This window comes from Paraburkholderia rhizosphaerae, assembly GCF_004366595.1.
Taxonomy (GTDB): domain Bacteria; phylum Pseudomonadota; class Gammaproteobacteria; order Burkholderiales; family Burkholderiaceae; genus Paraburkholderia; species Paraburkholderia rhizosphaerae.
In genome coordinates, this window is record NZ_SORE01000029.1 from 47417 (window position 1) to 66427 (window position 19011).

The 19011-nt window shown below is 60.7% G+C and carries 15 protein-coding genes, 1 tRNA gene and 1 pseudogene; 12 read left to right on the plus strand and 5 right to left on the minus strand.

Translation table 11 applies throughout. From position 1 onward, the window contains the following. Nucleotides 1-29 precede the first annotated feature (29 nt). The 3 genes and pseudogenes from BX592_RS28490 (at nt 30) to BX592_RS28500 (ending at nt 4857) form a co-directional block, all read left to right on the plus strand. Nucleotides 30-2000: a phospholipase D-like domain-containing protein gene (locus BX592_RS28490; protein WP_134196632.1), complete on the plus strand. Its 1971-nt coding sequence runs from the start codon at nt 30-32 to the stop codon at nt 1998-2000. Nucleotides 2001-2003: 3 nt separating this feature from the next. After that, entirely contained in the window at nt 2004-3281 is a 1278-nt protein-coding gene (locus tag BX592_RS28495) for an SEL1-like repeat protein (protein ID WP_134196633.1), read from the plus strand. Nucleotides 3282-3580: 299 nt separating this feature from the next. Then, nucleotides 3581-4857, plus strand: a pseudogene (locus BX592_RS28500) (SEL1-like repeat protein). A gap of 185 nt (nt 4858-5042) precedes the next feature. On the opposite strand, the gene BX592_RS28505 reads toward BX592_RS28500, so the two are convergent. From BX592_RS28505 to acs, 4 genes are all read right to left on the minus strand, one after another. Further along, nucleotides 5043-5133 (minus strand) — tRNA-Ser (locus BX592_RS28505). An 83-nt stretch (nt 5134-5216) separates the two neighbouring features. After that, complete coding sequence (locus tag BX592_RS28510) at nt 5217-7235, minus strand: sodium:solute symporter family protein (RefSeq protein WP_134196634.1); 2019 nt, start codon at nt 7233-7235, stop codon at nt 5217-5219. Beyond that, nucleotides 7232-7585 carry a DUF4212 domain-containing protein gene (locus BX592_RS28515; protein ID WP_134196635.1) on the minus strand — a complete coding sequence of 118 codons (354 nt, stop codon included), beginning with the start codon at nt 7583-7585 and terminating at the stop codon, nt 7232-7234. Before BX592_RS28515 ends, BX592_RS28510 begins: the two co-directional genes overlap by 4 nt. 153 nt (nt 7586-7738) lie before the next feature. Next, nucleotides 7739-9721, minus strand: a complete 1983-nt coding sequence (acs, locus tag BX592_RS28520) for an acetate--CoA ligase (RefSeq protein WP_134196636.1) — start codon at nt 9719-9721, stop codon at nt 7739-7741. A gap of 896 nt (nt 9722-10617) precedes the next feature. Between acs and BX592_RS28525 the strand changes: the two genes are divergently transcribed. The 9 genes from BX592_RS28525 (at nt 10618) to BX592_RS28565 (ending at nt 17474) form a co-directional block, all read left to right on the plus strand. Then, nucleotides 10618-11172 carry a TIGR00645 family protein gene (locus BX592_RS28525; RefSeq protein WP_377681534.1) on the plus strand — a complete coding sequence of 185 codons (555 nt, stop codon included), beginning with the start codon at nt 10618-10620 and terminating at the stop codon, nt 11170-11172. Between the two features lie 56 nt (nt 11173-11228). Next, nucleotides 11229-12752 (plus strand): fumarate hydratase, encoded by a 1524-nt coding sequence (locus BX592_RS28530; RefSeq protein ID WP_134196638.1) that lies wholly within the window; start codon nt 11229-11231, stop codon nt 12750-12752. Next, nucleotides 12710-12988 carry a hypothetical protein gene (locus tag BX592_RS28535; protein ID WP_134196639.1) on the plus strand — a complete coding sequence of 93 codons (279 nt, stop codon included), beginning with the start codon at nt 12710-12712 and terminating at the stop codon, nt 12986-12988. The genes BX592_RS28530 and BX592_RS28535 overlap by 43 nt, the downstream gene beginning before the upstream one ends. After that, entirely contained in the window at nt 12963-13445 is a 483-nt protein-coding gene (gene bfr, locus BX592_RS28540; RefSeq protein WP_134196640.1) for a bacterioferritin, read from the plus strand. The genes BX592_RS28535 and bfr overlap by 26 nt, the downstream gene beginning before the upstream one ends. Before the next feature lie 279 nt (nt 13446-13724). Continuing rightward, nucleotides 13725-14720: a glutamate racemase gene (murI, locus tag BX592_RS28545; RefSeq protein WP_134196641.1), complete on the plus strand. Its 996-nt coding sequence runs from the start codon at nt 13725-13727 to the stop codon at nt 14718-14720. Between the two features lie 303 nt (nt 14721-15023). Further along, nucleotides 15024-15260 carry a (2Fe-2S)-binding protein gene (locus BX592_RS28550; protein ID WP_134196642.1) on the plus strand — a complete coding sequence of 79 codons (237 nt, stop codon included), beginning with the start codon at nt 15024-15026 and terminating at the stop codon, nt 15258-15260. 207 nt (nt 15261-15467) lie between these two features. Further along, nucleotides 15468-16220 carry an energy transducer TonB gene (locus BX592_RS28555; protein ID WP_134196643.1) on the plus strand — a complete coding sequence of 251 codons (753 nt, stop codon included), beginning with the start codon at nt 15468-15470 and terminating at the stop codon, nt 16218-16220. A 62-nt stretch (nt 16221-16282) separates the two neighbouring features. Next, nucleotides 16283-17041 (plus strand): MotA/TolQ/ExbB proton channel family protein, encoded by a 759-nt coding sequence (locus tag BX592_RS28560; RefSeq protein WP_134196644.1) that lies wholly within the window; start codon nt 16283-16285, stop codon nt 17039-17041. 16 nt (nt 17042-17057) lie between these two features. Further along, nucleotides 17058-17474: an ExbD/TolR family protein gene (locus BX592_RS28565; RefSeq protein ID WP_134196645.1), complete on the plus strand. Its 417-nt coding sequence runs from the start codon at nt 17058-17060 to the stop codon at nt 17472-17474. 479 nt (nt 17475-17953) lie between these two features. On the opposite strand, the gene BX592_RS28570 is transcribed toward BX592_RS28565, so the two are convergent. Beyond that, entirely contained in the window at nt 17954-18931 is a 978-nt protein-coding gene (locus BX592_RS28570) for a LysR family transcriptional regulator (RefSeq protein WP_134196646.1), read from the minus strand. Nucleotides 18932-19011: the final 80 nt, after the last annotated feature.

The following is a 19011-nucleotide window of genomic DNA, read 5'->3' on the forward strand; positions in this document are numbered from 1 at the left end:
ATAAAAAGAGGATGTGTCAGCGTTTGACCATGACAACACAAAAGCCGATTAACGTACCCATTGCGCTGTCCCGCTGCAGAAGCGCGACGCTCACCCTTCCCTGGTTCGTACAACGGACCGAATACTGCCCGGCACCAGCGACATTCAAGCCGTTGGTGAATGGCGAAGAGGCCTTCGGCACGGTCTATGACGCATTGCTGAACGCGAGGCGTTCGGTCGATATCATCTGCTGGGGCTTTCAGCCATCGATGTATTTCAAACGGGGAAGCGGCAGCGCATCGGTGCCAATCGGGCAACTGCTTGCCCAACTTGGCGCGAATGGCATCAAGGTTCGTCTGCTGTGCTGGCAGGATGATCTGCATCTCGCCGAGTTCAGCGAGAACGGTGCACCGGGCAACAACCTCGCCACGTCGATCAAGCCGTTGCTACCCGACTGGTTTGTTTCGCTACCGGGCGTTTCGAATTTCGTTTCCAAGGACTATCAGGCCGGATGGGAACGCGAGTTCGACATTGAGTGGTACCGGCGCGCCAATCTGAACAACGTCACCCGCGCCAGGTATCGTGCCGCGAGTGACAGGGTCGTAGACTTCGCATTTCGAAAGGATGCGTTCAGGAATCTCGAGTTCGCAACGCGGGATTTCAGTCTGCACAACCGCGATGAAATCGACCATCGGATGAAGCTTCATAACGAAGCGGTGCGTCAGGGAGCCGCCACGGGATCGGTGGGTCGTGCGGCCATGGCGGCCTTTCCAACCCACCATCAGAAGATGGTGCTGATCGATTACGACATCCCGGACCGCGCAGTCGGCTTTGTCATGGGCCATAACATGCTCGATACGTACTGGGACCGCGACGACCACAGTTACGTACGCATGCATCCGCAGATGGGCCGCAACGGACTGCATCCGCGCCAGGATATCTCCAGCCGCGTAAGCGGCCCGGTGCTCGAGTATCTGAACGAAAACTTCTGCCAGGCGTGGGACGATGCGACAGGCCAGACTCTTACGCAGTCGCGCGCTGCGGTTGCAAGTCAGTTGACCTTGCGTCGGGACTTCGATACGCCCGTGATGGCGCAGGTACTTCGAACCCAATCGCAGCACGAAAAGCGCGACATCGCCAGCATGTATCTACAGGCGGTCAATAACGCCACCAGGTTCATCTATATCGAGAACCAGTATTTCCGCTGGTCGGAGCTAGCGGAAAAGATCACGCAGGTGGCGGCGGCGCTGGTCAGCGCCGGGCGTGACCCGGGCAAGCACGGTCCTATCTATCTGTTTGTCGTGACCAACTCGAATGAGGAGGCGATCGGTCCGGGCACCGTCAACACCTATCACATGCTTAATGCGCTCGGCAAAGCCGACCGCGTACCGGCGATAGCGCGTCTGGAGCGCCGCGACGTCCTGCAAGCCCAGTTGTCGACAGCTCAAGACCGACTCGCACAGGCGAATCGGGAAATGAATCAGGTTATGAAGGGGAATTACGACTACAGCAAGTTCCCGAATGTCGCGGCCATTCAGCAGGATCAGCTAGCCCATCAGGCCGAGGTCGCGTCTATCCGGCAACAGATTGACGACAACGAGAAAAACCCGATTGCGCCGATCGAAATTCCGGGACTCAAGGTGCAGATCTGTACGCTTGTGGCACCCGACTCGCCGCCTGAAAAGTGGGACTACGTTTACGTGCATAGCAAGCTGATGATTGTGGACGACGTATTTATGACCTTGGGCTCCGCCAACATCAATCTGCGCAGCATGGCGGTGGATAGTGAGCTGAACATCTGCCACGAGAATATGGCTGTCACGCAGCCATTGCGGAGACGGTTGTGGGATTTGCATACCAGAGGATTCGAGGGTGGCGCATCGGACCAGCCGGTAGAAGCCTTTAATGCCTGGTCAAAAATCGTTATCCGGAACGCTCAGAATCAGAAAAGAGGTCTCGCACCTATCGCCTCGCTGGTCGGCTTTTCATATACCTCCGGCAGGCGCAGTACCGACGATTGAATCATGAACCGGACCACATTGATAATCGCGCTCGCAATGCTCGCGGGCGCCTGCTCTAAAAAGGACGACACCGTGCCTTCGCAATCCGACTGGAACGCCCTGCGCGCCAACCTCGCGTTCACCTGCACCCACGAAGCCGATCACCTGCCGGCACTCAATGCAGATGCCGATCAGCTCTTCAAGTATGGCCGCTTCCTGGAGAAGAAATATGGCCCGAAAGACTACAGCGCGGTGGCGCGCTATTACCGGATCGCGGCAGCACACGGCCACTACAAGGCCAACAACAATCTGCAGAAACTCGTCTCCACAGGACTTGCGCCTTCGCCCCATGCAGCGCACGAAACGATCGACCTCGCTGAACAGCTAATCGCCGCGGGTGTGCCCGGCGGCTACTACGACATGGCGCACTATCTTGAACTGGGCTACGGCGTTAAGCAGGATAACGAAAAAGCGCTTCGATACTTCCGCAAGGCCGCTGATCTGGGCAGTCCGGAAGCGCAGTTTTATGTGGGCGACCTGCTGTCACCACGGGACAAGGCACCAGCAATTTCCCGCCAGATGACGACATGCGCCACCGAGCAGGGATACGGTAAGGCCGCCAGTTACCTTGGCGTCGATCTGATGACTGACAAACTCTACCCCGATGCCCTCCGTGCCTTCCAGAAAGGTGTCGAGGCAGGCGACACCCTATCTGCTTCGTTTTTGGAAGACGGATTCGATACCGACGAGTCCGACAAGCTCAACTACCTTGCGTTGCCGCGCGACCCTGAACGGAAGCGCAGATACAGGGCCATCTGGGAATATTTGAACGACAATGACGGCCTCAACCCGAAGGTGCCCGATATCGACCAGATCGTGCCGCTGCCGCCTGCAAAGCTGCCGCCGTGGGACGGCACCTTCCAGTGGCAGAAGGAACGGGACGCAGCGAAGCCGCCACAGGAGCCCGACAACGAACTGGTCGAACGTCTTGCTCGCGAGAAAAACCTCGACCCCGCGACGGGCCTTCCTCTGGAGCCGGCCAAAGGTGCCAACGCCGGGCGCGTACCGCTGGGGACCGTCGCACGCACCGGCGAGATCTGTCCGCAGACCGGTGTGTGGTGCGATCTGCAGTCAGGCGGCGTGCGCCGCGAGACGATGCGCCTGCTCATAAAGGGCGAGACGATGCCACAGCTCCGCACGAACCATCCTCGCCCCGTTCCCGGCCTCGATGCGCTGCTTGGCATGCGTGTAAGCCACACCGATGCGACCTGGAGCCTTCTGGCTTACCCCGACCAGACATAGCGCGTTCGTGATTCCCCTAGACCCGCTGTGGCGGGATTCTTCTTTCGAGCGGCCGACACGCTTACGCTTCAGTTTGGTCCCTTAGTCCCAGTGACAAACAGAAAAGCGCCGGTAAAGCGTGTCACGGAACGGACACTTCACATTCAATACCCTGGAAGGTTGAGCGGCACTAGCCAGGCAGACGAAGAAGCGAACCGTGGCATCGAAAAGGTCTGCGACAGAAGAGCGGTGTCGCGCCCATTGCCCCGCTCGTCGGCTTTTCATATACCTCCACCAAGCGCAGTACTGACGATTGAACCATGAACCGGACCGCATTGATAATCGCGCTCGCATTGCTCGCGGGCGCCTGCTCTAAAAAGGACAATACTGTGCCTTCCCAATCCGACTGGAGCGCTGTGCGCGCCAACCTCGCGTTCACCTGCACCCACGAAGCCGATCACCTGCCGGCACTCAATGCAGATGCCGACCAGCTCTTCAAGTATGGCCGCTTCCTGGAGAAGAAATATGGCCCGAAGGACTACAGCGCGGTGGCGCGCTATTACCGGATCGCGGCAGCACACGGCCACTACAAGGCCAACAACAATCTGCAGAAACTCGTCTCCACAGGACTTGCGCCTTCGCCCCATGCAGCGCACGAAACGATCGACCTCGCTGAACAGCTAATCGCCGCGGGTGTGCCCGGCGGCTACTACGACATGGCGCACTATCTTGAACTGGGCTACGGTGTTAAGCAGGATAACGAAAAAGCGCTCCGGTACTTCCGCAAGGCCGCTGACCTGGGCAGTCCGGAAGCGCAGTTTTATGTCGGCGACCTGCTGTCACCACGGGACAAGCCACCAGCAATTTCCCGCCAGATGACGACATGCGCCACCGAGCAGGGATACGGTAAGGCCGCCAGTTACCTTGGCATCGATCTGATGACTGACAAACTCTATCCCGATGCTCTCCGTGCCTTCCAGAAAGGTGTTGAGGCAGGCGATTCACAATCGGCTTCGTTTCTGGAGGGCGGATTCAATGCCGACGAATCCAACAAGCTCTATTACCTTGCGTTGCCTCGCGATCCTGAACGAGCGCGCAGATACGAGGCCATCTGGGAATATTTGAACGACAATGACGGCCTCAACCCGAAGGTGCCCGATATCGACCAGATCGTGCCGCTGCCGCCTGCGAAGCTGCCGCCGTGGGACGGCACCTTCCAGTGGCAGAAGGAACGGGACGCAGCGAAGCCGCCACAGGAGCCCGACAACGAACTGGTCGAACGTCTTGCTCGCGAGAAAAACCTCGACCCCGTGACGGGCCTTCCTCTGGAGCCGGCCAAAGGTGCCAACGCCGGGCGCGTACCGCTGGGGACCGTCGCACGCACCGGCGAGATCTGTCCGCAGACCGGTGTGTGGTGCGATCTGCAGTCAGGCGGCGTGCGCCGCGAGACGATGCGCCTGCTCATAAAGGGCGAGAGGATGCCACAGCTCCGCACGAACCATCCTAGCCCGTTCCCGGCCTCGATGCGCTGCTTGGCATGCGTGTAAGCCACACCGATGCGACCTGGAGCCTTCTCGCTTACCCCGACCAGACATAGCGCGTTCGTGACTCCGCATAGGCCACTTTGACCAGCCCTTCATTCGAGGGGCAGTCGCAAATCAGAACGATGAGGTTCCAACTTCAGCATGCGCGGATCGTCGAGCGCACCGTGAGTCGTTTTGTGAGGCGGATAAACAAAAATCCCGCAAGTCGCTGGACTTGCGGGATTTTCTTTAACCGTTCTGGCGGAGAGAGGGGGATTCGAACCCCCGATAGGCTATTAACCTATACACGCTTTCCAGGCGTGCGACTTAAACCGCTCATCCATCTCTCCGGCGGGGACGCGCATTATAGCAAACTCCTGGACGCGCGCCCATCTCCCGGATGGCCGATGGTGACAAGAAACCAAACGCCCGCTCAAGGATGCCGGATATAGTCCACCAGCGCCCTCGTATAAGCATCCGGCTTCCGATCAACCAGACTCACGACAATCGCCACCACAAACCCCGCCGGCACCCCGAACACGCCCGAACTGATCGGCTCAATCCCAAACCACTTCGGCCCCGCGAACCCGGTCATCTGCGTGAAGTACGGATACGTCGACACGATGTAATACACACACACGCTCAGCCCCGCCACCATCCCCGCTACCGCACCCAGCCGCGTCGTGCGCTTCCAGAACACGCCCAGCACCAGCACCGGAAACAGACTCGACGCCGCGAGCGAAAACGCCGCCCCCACCAGAAACAGAATATTCCCCGTATTCAACGACGCCACATACGACGCAAACAATGCGACGCCCAACAGCAGAATTTTCGATATCGTGACCCGCCGCTGACTCGACGCCTGCGGATCGACCATGTGGTAGTAGACATCGTGTGACAGCGCATTCGCGATCGTCAGCAATAGCCCGTCCGCCGTCGAAAGCGCCGCGGCCAGCGCGCCCGCCGCAATCAAACCGGACATCACATACGGCAGTCCGGCAATCTCCGGCGCCGCCAGCACAACCATATCCGGCTGCATCTGAATCTCGCTCCAGCGCACGATGCCATCGCCATTCAGATCCGGGATACTGATCAGATAAGGTTCGACCTTGCGCCACTGCATCACCCATTGCGGCAGATCCGAAAAGCGATCGCCCACCAGGTTCGTCAGAATGTCGTACTTGATCAGCACCGCAAGCACCGGCACCGTCAGATAGAAAAGCGCAACGAAAAACAGCGTCCATCCGACCGAGCGCCGCGCGGACGCAACCGATGTCGTCGTGTTATAGCGCGTCAGAATATGCGGCAGGCTCGCGGTTCCCAACGACAGGCACAGCAGCAGCGATAGAAAATTGCGCTTGTGCACTCGGCGTTCTTCTTCGCTCTTATCCGGAAACGGTTCGTGCATCGGCACCGGCGCCGCGGCCAACGCGAGCAGTTCATCGCGTTTCCGCGCCCACACGATTCGCGCCGCGGCCGCATCGCGCGGAAATCGCTCGAGTCTGCGCTCGATATTCGCAATCTCGCGCAATGGCCCGTTGTGTCGACGCAAGTCATCGAGTTGCTGCATCAGCTCGCGCTTCTGGGCGTCGAACGATTGCGGCAACGCGTCGATCTGCGCCTGCATCTGCATCGCTTGCCGTCGATACACAGCGCGCACCGCCTGCTCCTGCGGCGCATTGCGCACGTCGCGCTCGAGCGCTTCGACGCGCTCCATCACGCGCCCGTAGTTCACTTGCGGCACCCAGCCGAGCCCGTCCTTATGCGCGATCATCGCAACCGGTATCAGGATCGCCGCGATCAGGATGATGTATTGCGCGACCTGCGTCCACGTCACCGCGCGCATCCCGCCCAGAAACGAGCACACCAGAATGCCCGCCAGTCCGCAGAAAATCCCGATCGCAAAGTCGACGCCAATGAAGCGCGTCGCAATGAGCCCCACACCCTGAATCTGCGCAACCAGATAGACGAATGAACAGAGAATCGCCGCGAGTGCCGCGAGTCCGCGCACGAGGTTGCTCGAAAAACGCGTGCCGAGAAAATCGGGAATGGTGTAGCGCGCGAGCTTTCTTACGTACGGCGCGAGCAGAAACGCGACCAGACAATAGCCGCCCGTCCACCCCATCATGTACGCCAGCCCGTCGTAGCCGGTCGCGTAGAGCGATCCGGCAAGACCGATAAACGACGCGGCCGAGAGCCAGTCCGCCGCGGTCGCCATCCCGTTGAACGCGGACGGCACGCGTCGACCGGCCACGTAGTATTCGACCAGATCGGACGTGCGCGACAGCAAGCCGATCACCGCATACACCGCGATCGGCACAAACAGAAAGACATAGCCGACCCACATGCCGGGCCCGAACGCCGCTTCGATGCGCCATGCAATGTAAATGAAGAGCAGAAAGCCGAGCGTGTAGATCGAATACGAACGGATCAGCCGATGCGCGAGCTTCATCGGTTACCTTGCCGCGCGGCGGCATCGGCTTCGAATGCGCGTTGCAACGCGCGATCGGCGAATTGCATCGAAACGATATACACGACGATCAACGCGAGATAAACGAGAATCGCGCCTTGCGCGCCGACATAGAACGGCAGACTGAAGCCGAACAGCCGCACGCCCGTCAACCCGGCCGATGCGATCGGCACGATAAACGACACGCTAAAGCCGATCGCCATCAATATGGCAATCAGGATCAGATTGAAACGCCAGTACCGCCGATGCGCACGCGCCATCTCTTCCGAGACCGGTGGTGGTTCGGGTAGCGGATTGATCGTGTGTCGGGAAGAAGTGTGCGGCGCGGCCATGCGCCTATTTAACAAAAAGCCGTTGCGCACGCAATCAGGATTGTCCGCGCAACGGCCTCTTGTACCGCAGTCATACTGCGGTCGTGTTGTTGCTGTACTGCATTTGGCTTAGGCGGATCTAGCGACCGCCTGTCTGCCTTCAGCCCTTACCCTTTAGCGAGATTCGCCGAGTTGATCGAGAATCGCCGGATTCTCAAGCGTCGACACGTCCTGCGTGATCTCCTCGCCCTTCGCCAACGAGCGCAACAGTCGCCGCATGATCTTGCCCGAACGCGTCTTCGGCAGATTGTCGCCAAAGCGGATGTCCTTCGGCTTCGCGATCGGCCCGATCTCCTTGCCGACCCAGTTGCGCAGGTCGTTCGCGATCTGCTTCGCCTCGTCGCCTTCCGGACGCGTACGCTTCAACACGACGAACGCACAAACCGCTTCGCCGGTCGTATCGTCCGGACGTCCGACCACCGCGGCTTCCGCGACCAGCGGATTCGCAACCAGCGCCGATTCGATCTCCATCGTGCCCAGCCGGTGACCCGACACGTTCAGCACGTCGTCGATACGGCCCATGATCGTGAAGTAGCCGGTTTCCTTGTCGCGGATGCTGCCATCGCCGGCGAGATACAGCTTGCCGCCCAGTTCCTCGGGGAAGTAGCTCTTCCTGAAGCGCTCGGCGTCACCCCAGATCGTGCGGATCATCGATGGCCATGGGCGCTTCACGACCAGAATGCCGCCCTGCCCGTTCGGCACGTCCTGCCCGGTTTCATCGACCACCGCGGCCATGATGCCCGGCAGCGGCAACGTGCACGAACCCGGCACCAGCGGCGTCGCGCCCGGCACCGGCGTGATCATATGGCCGCCGGTTTCCGTCTGCCACCACGTATCGACGATCGGGCAGCGCGAGCCGCCGACCTGCTCGTAGTACCACATCCACGCTTCCGGATTGATCGGTTCGCCGACCGTGCCGAGCACGCGCAGCGACGACAGGTCGTAGCTCTTCGGATGCACCTTCGGGTCCGCGTCGGCCACCTTGATCAGCGAACGGATCGCGGTCGGCGCCGTGTAGAACAGCGTGACCTTGTGTTTCGCGATCATCTCCCAGAAGCGGCCCGCGTTCGGATAAGTCGGCACGCCTTCGAACACCACCTGCGTCGCGCCGAGCGCCAGCGGCCCATAGGTGATGTAGCTGTGGCCGGTGACCCAGCCGATGTCCGCTGTACACCAGAAGATGTCGGTGGGCTTCCAGTCGAACGCCCACTTGACCGTTTGCGCCGCCCACAGCAGATAACCGCCGGTGCTGTGCTGCACGCCCTTCGGTTTGCCGGTCGAACCGGAAGTGTAAAGAATAAACAGCGGATGCTCGGCGCTGACCCATTCCGGTGCGCACTGGTCGCTTTCGCTTTGCGTGATCTCATGCATCCACAGGTCGCGGCCTGAGTTCCATGCAACCTTGCCGCCGGTGCGGCGATACACGATCACGCTCTTCACCGCTTCGCAGCCGCCCATCGTCAGCGCTTCGTCAGCGATGTTCTTCAGCGGCAGCGCCTTGCCGCCGCGCATCTGCTCGTCAGCGGTGATCAGCGCAATTGCGCCAACGTCGACCAGACGCTCATTCAGCGATTTCGACGAGAAGCCACCGAACACCACCGAGTGCGTCGCGCCGATCCGCGCACACGCCTGCATCGCGACGATGCCTTCGATCGACATCGGCATATAGATGACAACCCGATCGCCCTTCTTGATGCCGCGTTTTTTCAACGCATTCGCAAAGCGCGATACACGCTGCAGCATGTCCGTGTAGGTGACGCGCGTGACCGTGCCGTCATCGGCTTCGAAGATCACCGCGACGCGATCGCCATTGCCCGCTTCGATGTGCCGGTCAAGGCTGTTGTACGACGCATTCAGTTCGCCGTCTTCGAACCACTTGTAAAACGGCGCATTCGACTCGTCGAGCACCTTCGTGAACGGCTTGTGCCAACTAAGCGTCTCGCGCGCCAGACGTGCCCAGAACCCTTCGTAATCGCGTTCCGCTTCGGCGACCAGCGCACGGTACGCGTCCATGCCGGATATCGAGGCCGCCTTCATCGTTTCGGCGGACGGGGGAAACACGCGGCGTTCCTGAAGAACGGATTCAATCGCTGACATCGACTACCCCTTGGTGAAGATGAAACGTAAACCTTTGTGCTGGCGTGACGCGCTACGGCTTACCGTGCGTTTCACGCTCTCGCGCATTGTCGTCATCGCGCCGTAGCGGCGCCTGTCTCCCAACCCCCGGCGCAACGAAGAGGCGTCGCGATCGACATCGCTCGCATGCCCGAAAACGAACACATATGCGGCGATGCAACACTGGCACACTTCATGTGCACTTCATATAACACCTTAGTGGCGAACGGCATGCCACCGCTTTTGTTCCGCCGTGTTTGCCACGGTTTTACACGTTACAGGCAAATTAAGCGCCGCAACTTACCGTGCACTTACGCGGCTTCGCGCATTCGGGTCATCCCCTATACGGAGCGTCGTGCATTTGGCCCAAAACCGTCTAAAGCCGTGTTTCGCGGATCATGCAAGCGGTTCGCAAGACCAAAGCGGAATAACACCGTCGCCCGACCTTCGAGCGCATCGCTTCGAAGCGCGCTCTCGTAATGCTAACTGAACTGGTCATGCCCATTCCAGCGCTGGCGCAACGCGCATGCCGGATCGGCCCGACGAGCGTTCAAGGCTTCCCGCATTGCCGCATCCACTTTCTTCATCTCAATCGCAGCGCTTGCGGCAACCATCGATCCGGTCGATGTCGTATCGCATCGGCGGTAGAGACGCTGGTTTGCAAGGCGCCGCTCGCGAGCGAGTCCCGCGGCCATTATCCCGACAGCCGCGACGCCGGCGGGTGTCGCGGTACAATGTCGCGCCTGGGCGCCTGGCGCATGCCCCGAAGAAGTCCGACGCAGCCCGCAAGCAACCGTTACCGCCGCCTTCCTCCGCGATTCTGACCGCCTATGTCCTCCTCGAACCTCGATCCCGGCCGCCGTCCGACACGCCGTCGCATGGGCCCGCTGCCGTCCGTCATCTTCATGAGCCGCTGGCTGCAGGTGCCGCTGTATCTGGGCCTCATCGTTGCGCAAGCGGTCTATGTGGTGCTTTTCCTGAAGGAAGTCTGGCACCTCGTCACGTCGGCGATGAAGTTCGACGAAACCAGCACGATGCTCGTCGTGCTGAGCCTGATCGACGTGGTGATGATCTCGAATCTGTTGATCATGGTGATCGTCGGCGGCTACGAGACTTTCGTGTCGCGCCTCGGTGTCGAGGGTCACCCCGACGAGCCCGAATGGCTCGACCATGTGAATGCGGGCGTACTGAAGGTCAAACTGTCGATGGCGCTGATCAGCATCTCATCGATCCATCTGCTAAAGACCTTTATCGATCCCGACCTGCGCAGTGAACACGCGATCATGTGGCAGGTGATCATCCATCTCGCGTTCCTGCTGTCGGCGGTCGCGATGGCGTGGGTCGACCGCCTGACGACGCATACGCATCCGCGGCACTTTCACGAGCCGCCAGCCCCGCAACCGATTTCCCCGCCGTTGAAGGCGCATGAGTGATCGCGTAGCCCTTCGCGATCACAACATAAAGCGCTAATGTCCCCACTGAGCCAGCCATGACCGTTATCAAACAGGAAGACCTGATTCAAAGCATCGCCGATTCCCTGCAGTACATCAGCTACTACCATCCGCAGGACTATATTCAGGCGCTGGGCCGCGCGTACGAACTCGAAGAAAGCCCTGCCGCGAAGGACGCGATCGCACAGATCCTGACCAATAGCCGCATGTGCGCCGAAGGTCACCGGCCGATCTGCCAGGACACCGGCATCGTCACCGTATTCGTGAAGATCGGCATGGACGTGCGCTGGGATGGCGCGACGATGGGCGTCACCGATATGATCAACGAAGGCGTGCGCCGCGGTTACCTGCATCCGGACAACGTGCTGCGCGCATCGATCGTGAGCCCGCCCGAGGGTGCGCGCAAGAACACGAAGGACAACACGCCGGCGGTGATCCACTACGAGATCGTGCCGGGCGACAAGGTCGACGTGCAGGTGGCCGCGAAAGGCGGCGGCTCGGAGAACAAGTCGAAGTTCGCGATGCTCAACCCGTCCGATTCGATCGTCGATTGGGTGCTCAAGACCGTGCCGACGATGGGCGCCGGGTGGTGTCCGCCGGGCATGCTCGGCATCGGCATCGGCGGCACCGCGGAGAAGGCGATGCTGATGGCCAAGGAATCGCTGATGGATGCGATCGACATCCAGGAGATCATCGCTCGCGGCCCGCAAGACTGGATCGAGGAACTTCGTGTCGAGTTGCATGAGAAGGTGAATGCGCTCGGCATCGGCGCGCAGGGCCTGGGCGGACTTGCGACGGTGCTCGATGTGAAGATCATGGCGGCGCCGACGCACGCGGCCAGCAAGCCAATCGCGATCATCCCGAACTGCGCGGCGACACGCCACGCGCATTTCACGCTCGATGGTTCGGGCGTCGCGAAGCTCGAAGCGCCGTCGCTCGATACGTGGCCGAAGGTGCAATGGACCGCGAACACCGAAACAAGCCAACGCGTCGATCTGAACACGCTCACGCCAGCGGAAGTCGCCAGCTGGAAGCCGGGCCAGACGCTGCTGCTGTCCGGCAAGATGCTGACCGGGCGCGACGCCGCGCACAAGCGCATCGCTGATATGCTCGCGAAGGGCGAGAAGCTGCCGGTCGACTTCACGAACCGGGTGATCTACTACGTCGGCCCGGTCGATCCGGTGCGCGACGAAGCGGTCGGCCCTGCCGGCCCGACGACGTCGACGCGGATGGACAAGTTCACCGACATGATGCTCGCGCAGACCGGCCTGATCTCGATGATCGGCAAGGCCGAGCGCGGCCCGGTGGCAATCGAGGCGATCAAGAAGCACAAGGCCGCGTATCTGATGGCGGTAGGCGGCGCCGCGTACCTGGTGTCGAAGGCGATCCGCAGCGCGAAGGTGCTCGCATTCGAAGACCTCGGCATGGAAGCGATCTATGAATTCGATGTGCAGGACATGCCGGTGACGGTCGCAGTCGATGCGAACGGCACATCGGTGCATCAGACCGGACCGAAGGAATGGCAGGCGAAGATCGGCAAGATTCCGGTCGCCACCGTTTAACTTTTATCCACTGTTTAAAGAAGCAAAGCCGGGGCATGGTCCCGGCTTTTTTATCGTTCGTGGCGCGTCGCAATTCAAGTCGCGACGCAATCGGCGCGATCAACCGCGAGAACGATTCTCAACAACCACATCTGTTCTTGGCATTTTGGAACCGGACGTTTATTGTTGTGGAAAATCAAATCAGCCAGGTCTCCAAGAGGAAATACCATCATGCAAGGCGACAAGAAGGTCATTGAATATCTGAACGCGCAGTTGAAGAACGAACTGACTGCGATCAACCAGTATTTTCTGCATGCGCGGATGTTCAATCATTGGGGCCTCGACAAGCTCGGCAAGCACGAATATGACGAGTCGATCGGCGAAATGAAGCATGCCGACAAGCTTATCGAACGTATTTTCATGCTCGACGCGCTGCCGAATCTGCAAGATCTGCACAAGCTGCTGATCGGCGAGGAAACCAAGGAGATTCTCGAGTGCGATCTGAAACTCGAGCAAGGCTCCCAAACTACTTGCAAGGAAGCCATCGCCTATTGCGAGTCCGTGCGCGATTTTGTGTCGCGTGAAATCTTCGTGTCGATCCTCGAAGACACTGAAGAACATATCGACTGGCTCGAAACGCAACTCGACCTGATCGACAAGGTCGGCATTCAGAACTACCAGCAATCCGGTATGGGCGACTCGATGGAGTCGTGAACGTCACGCCGCGTTCGATACGCGGCGCGTGGTGTGTGCTGTATGTGTTCTGGTTGTGCGTTGCTGGCGCCTTGCGTGTGCCTCGTGTGTGCCTCATGTGTGCCTGTTACACTGCCGGCCATTTGTATCGCGGACGCGCGGTTGAATCATGCTGCGGCTGACCATGCCGCTGCTGACTGTGCGTCAAGCCGCACGTCGACCCTGTCAACGGCACCACGCATCGGAATCGCGCGCGCGCAGCGCGCCGCGTGAATATCGTCCTGAGCGCTTCCTCTTGTTATGACCGCCTCATTGTCCGTTTCGTCTAATGCAAATGCCACGCCGGCCGCCGCGCATGCGCCCGTCGGCATTTTCGACTCGGGCCTGGGCGGACTCTCGGTGTTGCGGGCAGTGCGAGCGCAACTGCCCGAGCAACAGGTGATCTACGTCGCGGACTCGCTGTACGCGCCGTATGGTGAACGCGACGACGACTTTATCTCGGACCGCACGCTGGCGATCGGCGAATGGCTGATCGCGCAAGGTGCAAAGGCGCTGGTCGTCGCTTGCAATACGGCCACCGCGCAGTCGATCGCGCTTGCGCGCGAACGGCTGCCCATTCCGGTTATCGGCGTCGAGCCGGGTATCAAACCAGCGGCGCTGCTGTCGAAGACGCACGTCGCCGGTGTGCTCGCGACCCAGGTCACACTTCGTAGCGCGAAGTTTCTCGCGTTGCACGAACGCTATGCGGCCGAGTGCAAGTTCCTGTGTCAGCCGGGCCATGGTCTCGTGGAAGCGATCGAACGGTGCGACCTCGATTCTGCCGAACTGCGTGCGCTGCTGAACGGCTATTTGCAACCGATGCTCGATGCCGGCGCCGACACGCTGGTGCTTGGCTGCACGCACTATCCGTTTCTCGATGCGGCGATCCGCGATCTTGTCGGCGACCGGCTTGCGCTGATTGATACTAGCGTCGCGATCGCGCGTCAGTTGGAGCGTGTGCTCGAACAAAACCATTTGCGTGCGGGTTCCGGCGAGAGGGCCGGTACGCCGCGCTTATGCTCGACCAGCGACGGCGCGCATCTGCGGCAGTTGTCGAGAACGCTGCTCGATATCGATACGGTGGTCGAGCGCGTGGTCATCCCGTCTCGCCGGACGATCGCGCTCGACGCTGCTGCAAGCGCTCGTGCAGGTACTTATTCGGCCGCGCAGGTCGACCCGCTGTCATCCGGCAGATCGCCCGGTGTTGTGCTCGCCGCGCTTGAATCCACGTCGCGCCCCGAACCAGGGACTGCCTGATCGGCCGCCAGCAATGTGGCCGCGGCATTTGAGCGACGAAGTGCTGGCCGCCCTTCTCCTTTTGTGTCGATCCGAAGCGCCGTTTTTCTACCCCGCGCCTGTCCCGCGGCCTCGCCCTCGTTCTTTCAGCCGCCCCAGCGCGCCCTTCTGACGGCGCCCGTGCGTGTGCCACGCCCCTCCAGCCAGCGAGCGAAAACCCTGCCAGAAGGCTGGTTTTGTTACAAAAATCCCCACGAAGCGCTTGCCAAACCGCGTCAACAAAATGATAATAATTCGCATTAACGTTGCCTATCGCGATCCACCATGATTGTCTGCGTGTGCAAATCTGTTTCTGACCGGAAAATCCGGGCGTCGATCGCCGAAGGCATCGATACCTTCGACGAGCTGCAGTTCGAACTCGGCGTCGCCATTTGCTGCGGCAAGTGCGAAGAATCCGTGCGCGATGTGATGGCTCAAAGCGGCGTCTGCGCAAGCCGTTGCGGCGTCGAGCCGCAAGTCCAGGCGGTGCCGCTGACCTTCTACGAGCGCAAGGCCGCGTAATAAATATGCCTGCGCGGCAGTAGTCTGCGCGCTTCACCGCCGTCAGCAAGCCAACGGTAAGTCAGCCAGCGACACGATTCCTCGAGGAGTTCGAGATGGAATTGCTGATCGGTTTTGTCATAACACTGTTCATTTCGCTGCTGATACTTCGCAAATGACGTTGCTCCGCCTGACGTGCTGCGTTGGCAGCGCGCCGCTCCGCTAAATATGCAGGCTTCATCTCCTACCACGGCGGGTTTCCCGCCGGCCGGCGCTGTACGGTTCAATCCGCGTGTCGTCACGGCGATCGCGGTGGTTTTGCTCGTGCACGCGGCGTTGATCGTGATCGCGCTGACGATGCGTGAGAAGCCGCTACCGAAACCGGTCGAATTGCGTTCGATCACGGCCGAACTGCTGAGCCCGCCTGCCCCACCGGTGGCCGCGCCCGCGGCAATCCAGTCGACTCCGACGCCGCCGCCGAAACCCACGCCGCCCGTGCATCACGAGAAGCCGAAGGTTCAGCCGCGCCCGACGCATGTAGTCAAGTCCACTCCAGCCCCGACGCCGCTGCCCGAAGCAGCCGCGCCATCGCAACACGAAATTGCCGCGCCCGAGCCGGCGCCGCCTGCTCCGCCCGCGCCCGCCGCGCCGGCCGAACCTGCCGCCCCCGCAGCTGGGAAGCCGACGCTCGCGTTGTCCGCACCGAAGAGTGTGTCGCATCTGGATTGCAGCATCACCGCGCCGGACTATCCGGCCCTGTCGCGCCGACGCGGCGAAAGCGGCACCGCGTACGTGCGCTTCGTGGTCGGATTGACCGGCAAGATTGAAAACATCGAGTTGAAGAAGAGCAGCGGCTTCGACCGGCTCGACGACGCCGCGATGTCGGCGATGCGTTCCAGTTCGTGCAAGCCGTATCTGGAAAACGGCCAGCCGATCCGCGCGACCTATACCCAGCCGTTCGAGTTCGGCCTGAAAGACTGAACCCGACTGAACCGACTCCACCGTCAAGTAGCCGACGCAGTTTTTAAAAAGAAGGAATCGCAATGCAAAACTACGGTATGGCCCACGTTTGGGCGCAAGGAGATCTCGTGACGCGCGGCATCGCGCTCGCGCTCCTGATCATGTCGGTGCTGTCGTGGACCGTGATTGTCGTCAAAAGCCTCGGCGTGATGCGCCTGAACCGGTTGACGAAAAATGCCGAGCGCGCGTTCTGGCATTCGGACGATTTCGCCGACGGCATCAGCAAGCTCGGCGGTCGCGCGTCGACGCCGCAGGACAACCCGTTTCTCGCGCTCGCGCTGTCGGGCCAGGAAGCAGCCGATCACCATCATCAGACGCAGCCGCATCTGCATGACCGGATGGATGTCTCCGACTGGATCACGCGCTGCCTGAAAGACACGATGGACGATTGCGTCGCGCGCATGCAAAGCGGCCTCGCCGTGCTAGCGTCGATTGGCAGCACCGCGCCGTTTGTCGGCCTGTTCGGCACCGTGTGGGGCATTTACCACGCGCTGTTGACGATCGGCGCAACCGGTCAGTCATCGATCGATCAGGTCGCGGGCCCGGTTGGCGAAGCGCTGATCATGACCGCAGCAGGCCTGTTCGTCGCGATTCCCGCGGTGCTCGGCTACAACGCGCTAACGCGCGCCAACAAGGCGATCGTCACGAAGCTGAACCGCTTCGCACACGGCCTGCATGCGTTCTTCGTGACGGGCGCCCGCCTGTCGTCGTCCAGGCGCGGCGCGGACGGCCTGCGTCTCGCGACGCCGCGTCGTCCCGCGCACGCCGCCAACGCGAACTGATTGACGAGGCACTTCGATGGCAATGAGCCCTTTCGCCGGCGATGACGACGACGGCCTGATGAACGAAATCAACATGACGCCGCTCGTCGACGTCATGTTGGTTCTCCTGATCGTCTTCATGGTGACCATTCCGGTGATCCGCCATGCGGTGAAGATCGATCTGCCGCATGCGAGCAGCCAGAAGGAAGATACGAAGCCGGCGCAAGTCACGGTATCGATCGACGCGGACGGCAACGTGATGTGGGATGAGAAGAAAATCTCCGACGACGAACTGCGCGCGAAGATCGCCGCGGCGGCCCAGCAAACGCCGCAACCGGAGCTGCATCTGAATGCGGACCGTAAGGTTGCATATGAAAGAGTCGCGGATGTGATGTCCGCCGCGCAAGCGGGCGGGCTGACAAAAATCGGTTTCGTCACGCAGCCCAAGCCCTGAGAATGATCGGCGGCACGCATGATGCGGTCGCACTGACCATTCACTGCTATCGTTGTAATCCCAACCACACCGGACACCGGAACGCTTGCTTCAAACGTCGACGTCATGCGGTAGACGCGCACAAAGTAAAAGGCCTTCATCGTCGGATGAAGGCCTTTTTTCATTGCGCACGCGGCGCATTCGGGCGGCGGGATCACTTGCCATCGGAAGAGTAGCTCGCATCACCGCATGCGACAGCCGTGGTCGACACGGACAGCGCGGTCAGCCCTATCAGGCTCGCTATGATAGCGGCCATGAGTCTTCGCATAGGAAGCTCCCTTGCGAATGGGATTTCAATATAGGCCCGCCAGCGCGCGCATTCAAGCAAACGGCGATTGAAAGTAGTGATCGGCCAGCACGCTCGAATGTCTAAATCAACCCCGGCGCGATGCAGCACGGCCGTGCGATTGCCGCTCCGCGATAAGGATGCCTGGCAGTACCTATAGCGCTTCGGCTTGCGCTTGCTCCTGCGCGACGCTCGCAGGACATTCACGCGTGATGTATTTGCCCATATCCGGATCGAGCATTTCAACCAGGTAGTCGACGAAGGTCCGCACCGCCGGCACCATCCCCTGTCGAGACAGAAACACCGCATACAGTTGCGGCGACGGTAGTGTCCAGCCCGGCATCACCGGCGACAGCAGCCCGGAACGCAGCGCGGCTCCATACATCATTTCCGGCAACGCAGCGATGCCAACTCCAGCGAGTGCTGCCTCGCGCACCGTGACGAGATCGGCCGTGACCAGACGAGGCTCGTGCTCGTGGATGTGCCGTGTGCCATCCGGCGCAATCAGGTTGAATGCGTGACGGCCGTCGATAGTCGGCGTATCGAGCGTTTCGAAGCGGTCCAGGTCTGATGGTTGTAGCGGCAATGCGTTCTGCCCCAACAGGCTCGGCGCGCCGACCAGCATCTGCTGCGTGCGCCAAAGAGGCCGCACGATGATGTTCAGGTTATCGGGTGGGTCCGAACGCACGCGTAGCGCCACATCGATCGAGTCTTCGAACAGATCGACTACGCGGTTCGTCACGCGCATCACCACGCGGACTTCCGGGTAACGATGCATGAACTCGGGCAGAATCTGCGACAGAATCGTCTGCGACACGGTGACAGGCACGCTGACGCGCACCGTGCCGCGCGGCGACGAGCGCAGCTGCTGAACCACGTTCACGGCTGCCTGCGCCTCCGCCAGCATCGCCTGACAGTGCTGATAGAACAGATGGCCGGCTTCGGTGAGCGCGAGCTTGCGCGTCGAGCGCTGTAGCAGGCGCACGCCGAGCGAACCTTCCAGTTCGGTCAGACGGCGCGACAGACGCGACTTCGAGATGCCGAGTACACGCTCGGCAGCGGAAAATCCGCCATGTTCGACGACCTGCGAAAAGTACATCAGGTCGTTCAGGTTATGCGAATCGATCTTCATGTCATCGTTCCACTAGCAGAACAATCCATTGCGGCATGGCCACTTCAACCGCGAAAAGTGGTCCATATAATAGCCCTACT

Coding starts and splice junctions, on each gene's coding strand:
- BX592_RS28510 (WP_134196634.1), bottom strand. CDS start 7,235: ATGAAGCTCGCGCATCGGCTGATCCGTTCGTATTCGATCTACACGCTC.
- bfr (WP_134196640.1), top strand. CDS start 12,963: ATGCAAGGCGACAAGAAGGTCATTGAATATCTGAACGCGCAGTTGAAG.
- acs (WP_134196636.1), bottom strand. CDS start 9,721: ATGTCAGCGATTGAATCCGTTCTTCAGGAACGCCGCGTGTTTCCCCCG.
- BX592_RS28495 (WP_134196633.1), top strand. CDS start 2,004: ATGAACCGGACCACATTGATAATCGCGCTCGCAATGCTCGCGGGCGCC.
- BX592_RS28555 (WP_134196643.1), top strand. CDS start 15,468: ATGCAGGCTTCATCTCCTACCACGGCGGGTTTCCCGCCGGCCGGCGCT.
- BX592_RS28535 (WP_134196639.1), top strand. CDS start 12,710: ATGGCAGGCGAAGATCGGCAAGATTCCGGTCGCCACCGTTTAACTTTT.
- BX592_RS28490 (WP_134196632.1), top strand. CDS start 30: ATGACAACACAAAAGCCGATTAACGTACCCATTGCGCTGTCCCGCTGC.
- BX592_RS28560 (WP_134196644.1), top strand. CDS start 16,283: ATGCAAAACTACGGTATGGCCCACGTTTGGGCGCAAGGAGATCTCGTG.
- BX592_RS28515 (WP_134196635.1), bottom strand. CDS start 7,585: ATGGCCGCGCCGCACACTTCTTCCCGACACACGATCAATCCGCTACCC.
- BX592_RS28550 (WP_134196642.1), top strand. CDS start 15,024: ATGATTGTCTGCGTGTGCAAATCTGTTTCTGACCGGAAAATCCGGGCG.
- murI (WP_134196641.1), top strand. CDS start 13,725: ATGACCGCCTCATTGTCCGTTTCGTCTAATGCAAATGCCACGCCGGCC.
- BX592_RS28570 (WP_134196646.1), bottom strand. CDS start 18,931: ATGAAGATCGATTCGCATAACCTGAACGACCTGATGTACTTTTCGCAG.
- BX592_RS28525 (WP_377681534.1), top strand. CDS start 10,618: ATGGGCCCGCTGCCGTCCGTCATCTTCATGAGCCGCTGGCTGCAGGTG.
- BX592_RS28530 (WP_134196638.1), top strand. CDS start 11,229: ATGACCGTTATCAAACAGGAAGACCTGATTCAAAGCATCGCCGATTCC.
- BX592_RS28565 (WP_134196645.1), top strand. CDS start 17,058: ATGGCAATGAGCCCTTTCGCCGGCGATGACGACGACGGCCTGATGAAC.